The sequence below is a fragment of the Terrisphaera buseokensis genome (assembly GCF_047521145.2).
Classification (GTDB): Bacteria; Verrucomicrobiota; Verrucomicrobiia; order Opitutales; family Opitutaceae; genus ER46.
In genome coordinates, this window is the sequence record NZ_CM134186.1 from 494545 (window position 1) to 508161 (window position 13617).

Sequence of the window (13617 nt, forward strand, 5' to 3'; positions counted from 1 at the left end):
TACCCGTATGATAACCCAAACCCATCGCGCTTTCGGCGCGCTTCTTACCGTCGCGGCCCTGGCTCTGAGCCCCGCGTCGCTTCTCTTCGGCCAAGCCACGCCGGCAAAACCAAAGGACGAGGCCGTGCAGCTCGCGCAATTCGTCATCACCGAGACCAGCCTCAATCCCTACCAGTCGCAGCAGGCGTTGTCCGCCTCCCGCGTGGCGATGGCGATTCAGGACATTCCGCAGACGATTTCCGTGGTGCCGAAGGAGTTCATCGTGGACTCCGGCGCGGCCCGCATGCTCGACGCCGCCAAGTACGTCACGCCGATCGTCGAGAACACGCTGCCGTTCGGCGGCGATCGTTACACGATCCGCGGTTTCCAGGTGTCGGCCGAGTTCATCGACGGTACGATGATCTCCGGTGCCGACGGCTACAGCATGTCGCAATCGACGGCGAACATGGAGCGCCTTGAGATCATCAAGGGCCCGAACGCGATCCTCGTCCCCGGCGGCAGCCCCGGCGGCGTGATGAACCCGATCACGAAGTCGCCGATGAACCGCAACGCGAGTTCGGTCACGCTCGGCACCTCGCACTACTCGGGCCACACGCTCGATCTCGACGTGAACCGCGTGCTCAGCAAGGACGGCAAGATGGCCGCCCGCCTCGTCTACTCGCTCTGGCGCGTCGACTATTACATCAAGGGCCAGTACCGGAACGGCTATGAGATCGCGCCGTCGTTCTCCTACCAGCTTTCGCCCGCCCACAAGCTGACGCTCAAGGCGGACTTCGTGCAGAACCGCGAGACGAACCTCGGCGGTCTGCCGATCGATCCGAGCGTCGGCGGCACCAGCTACGCGAAAATCCCGCGCGGTCTGCCCCGCGACTGGCAGTTTGGCAATGACACCGACACCCGCCACCGTTCGACGGAGCGCGCCAGTGCGGAACTGCTCTCGACGCTTGGCGAGCGCGTGTCATCCCGCCTCTACTTCATGGCCGACCACATTCGCCGCTATGACATCGGTGGCACCAGCGCGGGGCTGACGAATGCGGGCGGCGGCAGCCGCAATCCGTTCACGGGTCTCTACGAGCCCGGGGTGAACTGGAACACGGCCGCCTACAACGCCAACCCGGGCGTCACGCTCGTCGGCACCCCGGTGCCCGTCACGGATCCATCGACCTGGATTTACGTCCGCAACAACGGCAAGAACGACCTCGAGTACACCGAGGCGCACGTGAAGAACGACTACGCGTACCGTTTCGACTCCGAGTTCTTCAAGTCGACGACGATCGCCGGCTTCGCGGCCAACACCTCGAAGGTCCGCTGGCGCACGCCGGCCGCGGCCTCCCGCCCGCCGGTGCCCGCCAACAATCTCGGCTCGATCACGTATCCGGGCTATGTGTTTCCCCCGATCCTGCCCGGTCTCAACACCGCGGGCCTCGGCACCGATCGCACCGGCAAGCAGGACGATCTCCAGTTCTTCGCGTACGAGACGCTCGGCGTCTGGCAGGATCGCATCCAGCTCTCCGGCGGTGTCTCGCGCTTCTTCGGCACGCTCGCCCGCACGGACAACACCGGCACGGCGGTTTCCGCCGCGTTTCCGAACGCGCCCGCGTACAACCTGACCAACAACGCGACGTCGTTCGGCGTGGTCGTGAAGCCGATCAAGGAAATCTCGCTGTTCTTCAGCCGTAACACCACCGGCAGCACGATGCCCGGCTCGCTCAACGCCGGCGTCACCGATCCGAACGCGAAGTTCGCGCAGGGCGGCCAGAAGGAATACGGCATCAAGACGTCGCTGCTCAACGGCCGCCTCACCGGCTCGTTCGCCTACTTCGACATCGCGCAGAAGAACACCTCGGTCACCAACAGCGAATTCTTCCGCCTGCAGTCGCTCGGGCTCTTCGCCGAGGCGGCGCTGCTCCCGCAGTTCCTGCTGTTCGATCTCAACTCGAAGGGCTGGGAATTCGAAGGCACGTATTCGCTGGCCAAGAACCTGACGCTGATCGGCAACTTCAGCTCCGTGAAGATCCGCCAGCCGATCACCAACGTCCGTCTTCGCGGCGTGCCGGATCGCTCGTACGGTTTCTACGCCGACTATCGCTTCACCGAGGGCAAGCTCGCCGGTTTCGGCGTGAACGTGGGCGTCGATTACAAGGGTGACGTCGCCGGCGAAAACGCCTCGGGCTTCACGACCAACCGGCCGCTGCCGGGCAACACGCCGTACGTCGCCGTGCAGCCGTCGTTCCTCGTCGAGGGCCGCACGCTCGCCAACGTCGGCCTCTCGTACCGCCAGAAGGACTGGTCGGCCTCGCTGATGATCATGAACGCGCTCGACAAGGAATACATCCTCGCCGCCGGCAGCCGTGGTGCCGTCACCGTTGGCACGCCGCGCGACTGGAAGGCGTCCGTCACGTACAAGTTCTAAGCCGGCGTAGCCCGCCTACAGTAAACAATTCGCTACCAAAGGATGCGGCGCATGCGCCGCATCCTTTTTTGTGTCCGAAAATACCGGTGGGATTGAACCACAAAGGCACAGAGGCACAAAGCGCGTCTCTGGCCTAACGAGACTGGGGGCCTGTCGCGTGGCTTGTCCTTTGTGTCTCTGTGCCTTTGTGGTTCAACCTCAGCTCAGAGCTCTGCGGTTATTGCCCCACCGCACGCGTATCCGGTTTCCGGGGATCGGCCGCGCCGAGGCGCAGGTTCGTCTTCGGATCGATCGCGATCGTCTCCGCGTCGCCCTGGTATCCGCCTTCGTAGGACTGACGCTCCCGCAGCGTGTGGCCCTTCGCCGTCAGGATCGCGAGGGTGTCGGCAGACATCCCGTAGCGCTCGAACGTCAACTGATCGGGCATCCACTGGTGATGCACCCGCGGCGCCTCGACGGCCTGCGCCACGGGCTGTTCGAAGTCGATGACGTTGGTGAGCACCTGCAGCACCGTGTTGATAATCGTGGGACCGCCCGGACTGCCGGTGACGAGCACCAGCTTCCCCTCCTTGAACACCAGCGTCGGTGTCATGGCCGAGAGCGGCCGCTTGCCGGGCGCGATGGCGTTGGCCGGGCCCTGCAGCAGGCCAAACATGTTCTTCACGCCCACCTTCGCGGTGAAGTCATCCATTTCATTGTTCATCGCGATGCCCGTGCCGGGAATCGTCACGCCGCTGCCGAAGTTGCCATTCAACGTGTAGGTGTTCGCCACGGCGTTGCCGGCGGCGTCGACCACGCTGAAGTGCGTCGTCTCGGTGGCTTCGTGCGCGAACGGATCGCTCCCGGCGGAATGGTGCGTGATGGTTGTCGGTCCGAGGCCGGGTTCGACGGCCGACGAGGGCGTGGCTCGCTCCGGAGAGAAATCGCGCATGCGCCGCTGCAAATAGGAGCGATCGAGCAGTTCGCTGACGGGAATTTTGACGAAGTCGGGATCGCCGAGGTATTCCGCGCGATCGCGAAACGCGCGGCGCATGACCTCGGCGAAGAGGTGAATCTTGGCCGCCGAGTTTTGCTGCAGGGCGCGGACATCGTAGGGCTCGAGCATCGCGAGCATCTGCAGCAGCACGAGCCCGCCGGAGCTGGGCGGCGGCATCGTGACGATCTCGTAGCCGCGATACGTGCCGCGCAGCGGGGCGCGTTCGGCGGGCCGGTAGGCTTTGAGATCGGCGAGGGTGATCGTGCCGTTGTGCTTTGCCATCGCTTCGGCGATGCGGCGCGCCGTCTCACCTTCGTAGAATTCGCGCGGGCCGTGCTGCTGCAACCGGGCGAACGTCGCGGCGAGATCGGGCTGACGCCAGAGTTCACCGGCTTTCCAAAGTTCGCCGCCCTTGAGATAGATTCGTTTCGACTCCTCGAACTTCTCCAAGTGAGCGGCGACAGTGCGCAGCTGAGCGGCGCCGCCTTGCGTCAGGACGTGGCCGTCGGCCGCGAGGCGTCGCGCCGGTTCGCAGACGTCCGCCCAGGTGAGTTTGCCGGAGCCGTATTTTTCCAGGGCGAGCGCGAACCCGGCGACCGAGCCCGGCACGCCGCTCGCGCGCCAGCCGACGGTGGAGGAGCCCGGGCCGCTGAGCACTTGGCCGTCGGCGCCGACGTACATGTTGCGGGTCGCCGCGGCGGGCGCGGTCTCGCGATAGTCGATCACGACATCGCGACCGGGACTGCCGGCGGCGCCGGCGAGGTGGACGACCATGAAGCCGCCGCCGCCGATGTTACCGGCAACCGGATACACGACGGTGAGCGCGAGTCCGGTGGCCACGGCGGCGTCGATGGCGTTGCCGCCGCGCTGCAGCATCTCCACGCCGGCCTGCGACGCGAGCACGTGCGCGGAGGTCACGAGGCCGCGGGGTGCCTCGACCGCGGGGCGCTGGGCGTGCGCCGGAGCGAGCGCGCAGACGATCGAGAACACCACCAGAACCAAGGGCGCGGCAAACCGCGGCGAAGCGTGCATGAATGGAGCGTGTTGAAAGGTGCAGTCGTCGCAAGTCGGCGCATCTCCGGGACTGCAGGCTTCCGGCCTGCTGTTCCGACAAGGCAGGCGGGGCGGCTGCGCTTCGGGCCGGAAGCTTCGGGGTTGTCGGGCCCGGTGGCGTCGCCACACTGCGGGCCTTCCATGAAGCTCTCCGTCGGTTGCACGCTCGGTTATCAGATCGCCACGCCCCAGGCGGCGTTCACGTTCAACGTGCTGGCCAATACGGACGCGCAGCAGCGGCTGGTGAGCGAGACGATCACGTGCACGCCGGCGGTGCCGTGGGAAATCGTGGAGCACGCGAAAGCCGGTCGCGCCTTGCGTTGCGAGGCGCCGGCGGGGGCGTTTGAACTCCGCTACAGCGCCATCGTCGAGTTGGAGCGGCCGCCCCTGCCGGCCTTGGTCAGGGCGGACAATCCGGGCCGGCTGCCGCTCAGCATCCTCACGTACACGCTGCCGAGTCGGTACTGTGAAAGCGATCGTTTCAGCCAGATCGCGTGGGAGCTGTTTGGGAAAACGGAAGACCGGGCCGAACAGGTGCGCGCCATCTGCCGCTGGGTGGATCAGAAACTGGCTTACGCCCCCGGTGCGTCCGACTCACGCACGTCGGCCTGGGACGTGTGGATTTCGCGCCAGGGCGTGTGCCGCGACTACACGCATCTCGCGATCGCGTTCTGCCGGGCGCTGAGCATTCCGGCGCGTTATGTCGGCGCGTACGCGGTCGGGCTGCAGCCGATGGATTTTCACGCCTGCTTCGAAGCTTACCTTGGCGGCGACTGGCGGCTGTTTGATCCCACCGACGATATCGCGCCCGATCGCATCGTCGTGATGTCGCGCGGGCGCGACGCCACCAGCGCGGCGCTCACGACGATCTTCGGTCGCGTGAGCGCGGCACCGATCACCGTCACCTGTGACGTGATGACCGGGGAGGTTGGCGTTACTCCGCCGGCGTGAGACGGGCGATGCGCGCGGGCAGCATCACGTAGAGCGCGCCGTCGGGGCCGCTGACGACGTGGCGGATGCGGCCGATGTCGCGGAAGATCGTTTCCTGCGCGACCACCTTGCTGTCCTTGATTTCGAGGCGGACGAGCTGCTGGCCGGCGAGCGAAGCGACGAAGGCGTGGTTCTGCCATTTCGGAAACGCGCTGCCGGTGTAGAAATTCAAGCCGCACGGGGCGATGGACGGCACCCAATAGGTGAGCGGCTGCTCCATGCCCTCGCGGTGGGTGATGTCGGTGATGGCACGGCCGTCGTATTCCATGCCGTATGTGATTACCGGCCAGCCGTAGTTTTTGCCCTTGGTGATGAGATTGAATTCATCGCCGCCGCGCGGACCGTGCTCGACGGCGAACATCTGGCCGGTGGCCGGATTCATCGCGAGGCCCTGCGGATTGCGGTGGCCGTAGCTCCAGATCGTCGGCAGCGCCTTCGGGTCGTTGACGAAGGGATTGTCCTTGGGAATGCGGCCGTCGTCGTGAATGCGGTGCACCTTGCCGTTGGGCCGGCCCGTATCCTGGGCGTGGTCGCGCTGGCCGCGTTCGCCGATGGTGAAATACAAATAGCCCTCGCGATCGAACGCGATGCGGCCGCCGAAATGCACGCCGCCCGCCTTGATGTAGTGTTCGAGTTTGCCCTGGAAGAGCGTCTGCTGGTCGACGAGCGCCCCGTCGCGCAGCTTCGCGCGGATGATGCGCGTGAGGCTCACCTTCGCGCCCTCGGCGTTGGTCTGCGGATCGCTGTAGGCGAGGTAGAGCCAGTCGTTCTGCGCGAAACGCGGGTGCGGCACGATGTCGTAGAGGCCGGCCTGGCCCGCGGTGTCGATCTCGGGCATGCCCTTGAGCGGCTCCGCGGCGATCTTGCCGTTCTCGATCACGAAGACCTTGCCGGTCTTCTCCGTCATGAGCGCCCGCCCGCCGGGTAGAAACGCGAGCGAGTACGGTTCCTTCACCGCGTCGATCCACGTATCCAGTTTGAACGTATGCAGCTGGGTCTTGGCGGTGAACGACGCCGGCGGCTTGACGGCGTCGGCCTTGGCCCGGCGGTTCAGGTCGCGCTGTTCGCGCAGATAGATGACCATCGCGCGGATTTCCTTTTCCGGAATCGCGGCGCCCCATGCGGGCATGCCCTTGTCCGGGTAGCCGTTGCGGATGCTCTTCGCCAGGCTTTCGTCGTCGCCGCCTCCGAGCCAGATGTCGTCGAGCAGCGACTGGGCCTGGCCGCCCTCGAGGTTCTTGCCGTGGCAGTTCGCGCAGAGCTGCGTGTACGTTTCGTTGACGCGTCCGGTGAGACGCGGAGTTTGACCAAAGGTGAGGGCGACCGGGGTAAAGATCGCGACACCGAGGAGGAGGCGGGTGGGACGCATGGGAGCGGGTAACAAAACGCAGCCGCGCTCCGGTGCAATCTCACAGGCGCAGAAAGCTCCGGGATCGCCGGCCCGCCGCCTCCAGACCGGTGCGGACGGAGCTGGGATCGCAGGCGTCTCGCTTGCTGGCTGCGTCGGAGGCGGGCGGGGGCGCCCGCGGTCCCAGGGGGTGGCAGGCCCCGGGACTGGCCCGCTACCGCTTCGGATTTGAAACCGCGGCGCTGCCCTGGGCCTGGCCGTGCACGACTTTCAGGGCGTGGAGGAAGCGTTGCAGGTCGACGCGTGCCGGGTCGCCGAGGAGCGAGAGCTGGATCCAGTTGCGCGTGCGCAGGTGGCTGCTGCGGAAATTCAGCAGGAAGCCGCGCTGCTCCAGCTCCTCGCCCAACTGCGCTGCGTTCGTGGCGTCGCCCGGCGCGAACGTGATGCCGGCGTCGCAGGCGACGGATTCCGGCACGACCATCGCGAGGTCGCGCGATTGCAGGACCTCGCGCAGCCACCGGGCGTTGTCGCGGATGCGGTGCATGCGGTCGGGCGTGACACGCGTCACGGCCTTCGCTAGCGCGGCCACGAGATTGGAGGAATGCGTGTGCGGCGAGCTGGCGTGTGCGGCCCAGTGGCCGAGATCGATGTAGCCGGGCAGCCGATCGGGCTGGGGCGTCGGGCTGTAATCGTGAAACACGAGCGACAGCCCCGGGTACGCGCCGAGGCCCTTGCCGCTGGTGCCGGTCGCGAGGTGCACGCCGCGAAGGTCGACCGGGATGGCGCCGATGGAGCTGATGCAATCGACGCAGACGTGCAGCCCGTGCTCGCCCGCGAGGCGTTTCAGATCCTCGAGCGGGTTGAGCATGCTGGTGGACGTCTCGTGGTGCACGCACCAGAGCCAGCCGCCGCGCGGCAGCCGCGCCATGAAGGTCTTCACCTGCTCGAGGTCGAACGCATCGCCCCAACGCAGCCGCAGCCAGTCGAAACGCAACCCCGCGCGCCGCGCCTCCGTGGCGAGCCGTTCGCCGAACTCGCCGTTGGACAGCACGAGGCCGGTGGTGTCGTGGAGCGCGAGCTGCGCGGCGACCACCGCCGTGCCGAGCGATCCGGACCCCGTCAGGACCTGCACATCGCGCGCGCCCGTCAGTTCACACAACGCACTGCGCACGCTGGTGAGCTGATCGAGGAAGGCCGGGCTGCGGTGCGAAATCGCCGGTGCCGCAAACGCGGCGTCGACTTCGGGTGCGGTCAGCACCGGCCCGGGCAGGAGGTTCAGCGGCTTGAGCGCGGCTTTTTCGTCGGTGAAGACATCGCGGAACACGCTGCTCTTCTCGGACGTGCGGCCAAACGCCTCGCACGTTAGGTACATCGGCTGGTACTGGGCGTCCGCCGCGCCCACCAGCGGACCGAACGGCACGAAGCCGAGGTGGCGGTAGAGTTTTTGCTGCCGGGTCGTCCCGGATATGACCGCGATGTCGAAGCCGTCCTCGAGGCACTGGCGGACGGCGTGTTCGAACAGGGCGACAAAGACCGCGGTCTTGCGGAACTCGGGCACGACGGCGAGGAGCCGGACTTCGATCGACTTGCGTCCGGCCGGCAGATGCGCGTCGAGATTCGGCACCTTGCTGTCGAGGGAGAACGGGCGCTGGTGGCGCATCGCGAGCATCCCGACCAAGGTGCGGTCGTGGAGGACGATCATGTACCGGTTCTCGGCATGAAACCGATCCACCAGGCGGCCGTCGGGATTGGGCGCGTGTTGCGGAATCTCTTCTACAAACGTGCGGTAGTTGAGCTGGTGAATCTGCTCAAATTCCCACGCTTCAGTGGCGACCTTGATCTGGAGGTCCGGTTTCGGGGGTTTCATGGCTGGAATCGGAAATTACGTGGTCCGCGCGGCCGGTCGAGCCTGCGTCGCACCGGGATGCAAGTGGTTGCGATGCGCGAAGGCGACAAGGCAAAACGTGACGGCGGTGCACGCCGTGGCCGGCACGCTCTGGGTCTGCCACCAGGTGGTGAACGGCAGGAGGAAGGCGCCAAACAGTCCCGACGGCACCCGCCGGCGCGTGATGGCCCACGTCACGCCCGCCACCAGCAGACACACGCCGATGGCCAGCGGCGCCAGCGCGAGCCAGGCGCCCAGCAGCGGACCGAGGCCACGGCCGCCGCGAAAGCCAAGTTGCACCGGCCAGATGTGCCCGGCCACCACGGCCACCGCCGCCGTGAACTCCCAGCCGCCGTGCAGACCGGCGACGCGGGCCGTCAGCACCGCGAGCGCGCCCTTGATGGCGTCGAGCAGCAGCACGAGCGCAAACCCGCCGCGCCCCAGTGCCCGGGCCGCATTCGTTGCGCCGGTCGCGCCGCTGCCCACCGTGCGCACATCGGTGCCAGTGCGCAGGCGCACGAGCCAGTAGCCGGCGGAAAGGCCGCCGAGCAGGTAGGCGGCAGGGACGACAAGCCAGGGCAGAACATCCATGATTCAGTTTCCGGTCTTGGCCGGCGGAGGTGCGACGCGATCGCTCACCCGGCTGAGCAGCCAGCCGCCGAAGCCGAAGAGCAGCAGCAGCGAAAGGATCGATGAGCGCGAGTCCAGCAGCAGGGCGGCAAGTCCCATGAGCGTCGGACCCAGAATGGCGGAGAATTTGCCGACCATGTTGTAGAAGCCGAAATACTCCCCGCCTTTCTCCGCTGGAATCAAGGCCGCGAAATAGGAGCGGCTGAGCGACTGGACGCCGCCCTGCACGAGACCGATGACCACGGCCATGACGAAAAACTCGGTCGAGGTGTCCATCCGGGTCGCATACACGCACACGCCGGCATACACACCGACGCCGATCAGGATGCCGCGTTTGGCGCCGATTTTTTCACCGATCCGGCCAAAGGCGATCGCCGAGGGGAAACCGACGAATTGCGTCACGATCAACGCCATCAGCATGTCGCCGTCGTTCAGCCCGATCGCGAGGCCGAAGTCGGTCGCCATCTTGATGATGGTGTTCACGCCGTCGATGTAGAGCACGTAGGCCGCGAGAAACAGCAGCAGCCGCCGGTCCTTCCTGATCTCCTTGAAGGTGGCGACCAGCTGGTGAAAGCCGCGGGTGACGACGTTGCCCGGGCTGGCGGCCGGAGTGGCGTCGGTTTCCTTCACCCACACCAGCGCGGGAATCGTGAAGAGGAGCCACCAGCCGGCGGTGACCCAGAACGCGAGATTCATGGCGGCGACCGAATCAGCCAGGCCGAACTTGGCCGGGGATTTCACGGCCAGCGCGCACCCCACGAACAGCCCGCCGCTGCCAATGTAGCCCAGGGCGTAGCCGAGCGCGGACACGCGATCGTAGTTTCGAGGCTCGGCGACGTCGGTCAGCAGGGCGTCGGAGAACATATTGTTGCCCGAGAACCCAATGGCCGCGGCGGTATAAAGGGCCGCGGCGAGAAAATACTGGCCCTGGGCCGCGAGCGGCAGCGCCGCCGTCGCCGCGCACCCGAGCAGGGTGAACGTGAGCAGGAACTTCCGTTTGCCGTTGCCCTGGTCCGCGATGGAGCCGAGCAGCGGCGCCAGCAGCGCAATCGCGAGACTGGCCACGCTGTTGGCGATGCCGAGATAGGCGGTGCTCTGCTCAGCGGTCACGCCTGGGACGGCGCTCCAGTACTTCTTGAAGAAGATCGGGAAGAACGCCGTCATCACCACGATCGCGAACGCGGAGTTGGCCCAATCGATCAAGGCCCAGGCCCAGATGGCGCGGCGTTTTTCGAGCATTGAAGGGTGGGATGGAAGCGGAACGGACGATGACAACGCAGGCTGCCGTGGGCCGCGCGGTGGTTGTGGGCCAATTCGCCGGTGGCGGCAAGCCGGGGGTGGAGGCGGGGGGAGCCGGCCTGAAAAGCCCGCGAGGTGAATCGCGGGCTGGATCGATGGGCGAGCGCGGGGGCCGCGCGACGGGTCCGGTTAGAAGTTGAACGTCGTGCTGAACGTGAACTTCCGCGGATTGATGTAGTAGAACGCGTTGTCCGTTTGCCGGATCGGATTGGCCCCCAGGCCGCCTTCATTGTACGTGCCATAGCTCGTGATCACGAGGTCCTTCGTGTTGAGGAGATTCGTGACGTTGAGCTGGAAGCGCGCGCGGATCTTCTGACTGAAGCGGTAGTCATAGCTCGCGTGCATCGTCGCCTCGAACGTGCTGGGCGCGTACAGGTAGTCGAAAGCGGCTTCGCGAATCTGCGTCGCCGTGGGCGAGTTCGTGTTGAACTTCAGCCGCGCGTCCCGATTGCCAATCTTGCGCGTGCCGCGGTGATTGCCGCCGGCGCCGACGTTGAGCCCCTTCACCGCGCCGCCCGTGAACGTGTACGTGCCGTAGAAGTTCGTGCTGTCGCGGTAGGTGCTGTTGGTCGTGGCGCCTTTCGCGATGCCCTCGAGGGCATTGTTGATCGTGAGGATGTCGGCGCGAATCTGCGCGGGATTGATGACCGAACCGCTGGGCGCGGACAGCGCACCGGCCGCCGTCCATGCGGCCAGGTTCGCTGCGACGTAGGCCTGCTGCCCCGGCCGCTGCTGGATGATGGTCGCCTCGGGGCGGGCGTAGTTGGCGGAGAGACGGACGTTCGGCAAGGGGTTGGCGACGATCTCCGCCTCCCAGCCCTTCGCCTCGATGTCCTCGGTGTCGCGGTAGTTGAAGTTGATCTTCGCATCCTCCGTCGCGCCCATGTTGGTCCAGATGCGCCGGATCTCCGTGAGATTGCCGCCGCCCAGGATGCGGTCGACTTGCGACGACTCGTAGCGACTGATGACGGCGTAGAGTTTGTTCTGCGCGAGGGAGAATTTCACGCCGAGATCGGAGCCCTTGCCCTTCGGCGGGGTGAAGCCGGATCCGTCGTACTTGTTCACGCCCGACGTGGGCAGGCCGAAGTTTTCCGAATAGTTGGCCTGCAGGCCGAGCCAGGGCAGGACGTAGAACACGGCGCCGAGATTGCTGCTGGTGACGTTGATCTTCTCGTTCTGCTCGTAGCCGGGGCGGTTGGCCTTGATGGACGGATCGAAGCCGCCGTAAATGGAGTAACCGGTGATCGGATCGTTGGTGTACTGCTGAATGATCCGCCGCTTGAGCGTGTCGCGGCGGATGCCGGCGAGGAGCGACAGCCGCTCGTTGAAAAAGGTGCTCGCGGAAACGACCTGCATATAGGTGAGGTCCTTGTGCTCCTTGCTGCCGAAGCCGATGTCGGCGTACTTGAATTCGGCACCGGGAATCGAGGGCGGCTGGTTGCCGACGGCGTAAGTGAACGGCTCGTCCCAATAGACGCGGTAACGGACGATGTTGCGGGCGTCGGTCACGAGCGGCACCGCCGCGTTGTTCACCCGGCGCATGCGGCGCTGCCACATCTCGAAGCGCTCGGGCCGAAAGCCGCCGATGAAGCTCAGGCGCTGCTTGAGGTCGAAGGCCTTTTTCCAGTCGAACTTGTAGGTCGTGAGGAAACGCACGTCCTCGACGCGGTTGTCCTGATACTGGATCTGCTGGTCGATGTCGGCGAAGACCTTTCCGAACTTGGGATTCAGCTGGCCGTTGGGCAGGAGCCGGTTGACGTCGACGCGGTAGTCGGTGGCGCGGCTCTCGGTGTTCTTCGCCTCGGCGTCGTGGTCCATGCGGAAGTAGGCGAGCTGCGCGAACCAGGCGTCGTTGATGCGGTGATCGACGTAGAGGACGTTGTTGTTGAGCTGGCGGACCTGGTTCGAGTCGATGGGACCGAGATTGAACTCCCGCGACGGCAGCCGCGGGGAGTTGGCGATGTCACTGCGGCCTTCCGGCTTGATGGCGAAGCCCGTGCCGCGGGTGCGATATGACGTGCGCCAGTCGAGCACGCCGGCGGCGGGTGAGGTGAACGAATAAATCAGGTACGCGTTGCCGCCGAACTGCTCGAGGCCGACGTTGTTCGGACTGGCGATGGTGGTGTTGTCGTTGTTGACCGTCGTGCCGTTCCAATAGGAGGCGTTGTCCGAGTAGGTCGTCTGGTAAATCAATGCCCGCGTCCGGAGCGATTCGACCTCGGCGCGGACCTGGGTGTTGGCCGCGACTTTGTACGAGGCGGCGAGATGGACGCCCTCGCGGTCCTCATAGGTGCCGTCGCGCCAGCCTTGGTTGCGCTGGACGAGACCATTCGCGCGAATGCCGAAACGATCGGTGCCCCACTGCGTGTCGAGGCTGCTCCGCCACCCGCCGTCGGTGTCGGCCTGGAGCCGCAGTTCGCTCCGCTTGAGATTGAAGCGCGCCTGCTTCGTGAAGTTCGTCGACACGCCGCCGAGCGCGGCGTCACCGAAGAGCAGTGAATTTGGGCCGCGGGCGAACTCGAAACGCTCCGTGTTGTAGGCGTCCGAATTCGCGTAGAACAAAAAATAGTTTCGCGTCGGATAGTTGCCCGAGCCGCCGGTGTTGCGGAAGTTGAACTGGAAGGTGCCGAAGGGCGACTCGTTCTGCCGTTCGTTGCCGGGCATCACGCTTGTGGCCCAGTTCGAGGCCGACTCCAGGCTCGTGATGTTCAGATCGTCCATGAACTCCTTCGTCATGACCGAAATCGACGCCGGGGTGAGGCGGAGCGGAGTGTCGGCGCGACCGCCGGCGAGTGAACTTCCCGCGGCGTAGCCCGTGTCCTTGCTGGTGTTCACCTCGAACGGATTCAGCAGGACGGTTTCGCTCCGGGTCGTGGCAGTCGCGGGTGGCGGGATCGTTTGGGCGCGCAGACGCGGGGCAAGCGCCAGCAAGGCGCTGAGGACGGCAAGGCGGCAGCAGGATGCCGTCGCAGACGGACAGGGCAGGGGCATGGGGTGGTGGGGAGCGGGACGCGCGACTGGAT

General features: G+C 65.9%; 8 protein-coding genes. 2 read left to right on the plus strand and 6 right to left on the minus strand.

Going from position 1 to position 13617, the window contains the following annotated elements:
* Nucleotides 1-7 precede the first annotated feature (7 nt).
* Nucleotides 8-2413, plus strand: coding sequence for a TonB-dependent siderophore receptor (locus ACLJEU_RS01940; RefSeq protein ID WP_414664654.1), 2406 nt, complete (start codon nt 8-10; stop codon nt 2411-2413).
* A 217-nt stretch (nt 2414-2630) separates the two neighbouring features.
* On the opposite strand, the gene ggt is transcribed toward ACLJEU_RS01940, so the two are convergent.
* Nucleotides 2631-4421 (minus strand): gamma-glutamyltransferase, encoded by a 1791-nt coding sequence (gene ggt, locus ACLJEU_RS01945; RefSeq protein ID WP_414664655.1) that lies wholly within the window; start codon nt 4419-4421, stop codon nt 2631-2633.
* A gap of 162 nt (nt 4422-4583) precedes the next feature.
* Between ggt and ACLJEU_RS01950 the strand changes: the two genes are divergently transcribed.
* A complete protein-coding gene (locus tag ACLJEU_RS01950; protein ID WP_414664656.1) occupies nt 4584-5393 on the plus strand; it encodes a transglutaminase-like domain-containing protein in 810 nt (269 codons plus the stop codon).
* On the opposite strand, the gene ACLJEU_RS01955 is transcribed toward ACLJEU_RS01950, so the two are convergent.
* From ACLJEU_RS01955 to ACLJEU_RS01975, 5 genes are all read right to left on the minus strand, one after another.
* Nucleotides 5377-6801 carry a PQQ-dependent sugar dehydrogenase gene (locus tag ACLJEU_RS01955; RefSeq protein ID WP_414664657.1) on the minus strand — a complete coding sequence of 475 codons (1425 nt, stop codon included), beginning with the start codon at nt 6799-6801 and terminating at the stop codon, nt 5377-5379. The genes ACLJEU_RS01950 and ACLJEU_RS01955 overlap by 17 nt on opposite strands.
* 193 nt (nt 6802-6994) lie before the next feature.
* The gene (locus ACLJEU_RS01960) at nt 6995-8647 is read right to left on the minus strand and encodes a GNAT family N-acetyltransferase (RefSeq protein WP_414664658.1); all 1653 of its coding nucleotides are present in this window, start codon (nt 8645-8647) and stop codon (nt 6995-6997) included.
* Nucleotides 8648-8662: 15 nt separating this feature from the next.
* The gene (locus ACLJEU_RS01965) at nt 8663-9256 is read right to left on the minus strand and encodes a glycerol-3-phosphate acyltransferase (protein WP_414664659.1); all 594 of its coding nucleotides are present in this window, start codon (nt 9254-9256) and stop codon (nt 8663-8665) included.
* A gap of 3 nt (nt 9257-9259) precedes the next feature.
* Nucleotides 9260-10534: an MFS transporter gene (locus tag ACLJEU_RS01970; protein ID WP_414664660.1), complete on the minus strand. Its 1275-nt coding sequence runs from the start codon at nt 10532-10534 to the stop codon at nt 9260-9262.
* 189 nt (nt 10535-10723) lie between these two features.
* A complete protein-coding gene (locus tag ACLJEU_RS01975; protein WP_414664661.1) occupies nt 10724-13585 on the minus strand; it encodes a TonB-dependent siderophore receptor in 2862 nt (953 codons plus the stop codon).
* Nucleotides 13586-13617 lie beyond the last annotated feature (32 nt).

Excerpts from the sequence above, each read along its gene's own strand:
- ACLJEU_RS01940 (WP_414664654.1), top strand. The coding sequence starts at position 8 with ATGATAACCCAAACCCATCGCGCTTTCGGCGCGCTTCTTACCGTCGCG.
- ACLJEU_RS01970 (WP_414664660.1), bottom strand. The coding sequence starts at position 10,534 with ATGCTCGAAAAACGCCGCGCCATCTGGGCCTGGGCCTTGATCGATTGG.
- ggt (WP_414664655.1), bottom strand. The coding sequence starts at position 4,421 with ATGCACGCTTCGCCGCGGTTTGCCGCGCCCTTGGTTCTGGTGGTGTTC.
- ACLJEU_RS01950 (WP_414664656.1), top strand. The coding sequence starts at position 4,584 with ATGAAGCTCTCCGTCGGTTGCACGCTCGGTTATCAGATCGCCACGCCC.
- ACLJEU_RS01955 (WP_414664657.1), bottom strand. The coding sequence starts at position 6,801 with ATGCGTCCCACCCGCCTCCTCCTCGGTGTCGCGATCTTTACCCCGGTC.
- ACLJEU_RS01960 (WP_414664658.1), bottom strand. The coding sequence starts at position 8,647 with ATGAAACCCCCGAAACCGGACCTCCAGATCAAGGTCGCCACTGAAGCG.
- ACLJEU_RS01975 (WP_414664661.1), bottom strand. The coding sequence starts at position 13,585 with ATGCCCCTGCCCTGTCCGTCTGCGACGGCATCCTGCTGCCGCCTTGCC.
- ACLJEU_RS01965 (WP_414664659.1), bottom strand. The coding sequence starts at position 9,256 with ATGGATGTTCTGCCCTGGCTTGTCGTCCCTGCCGCCTACCTGCTCGGC.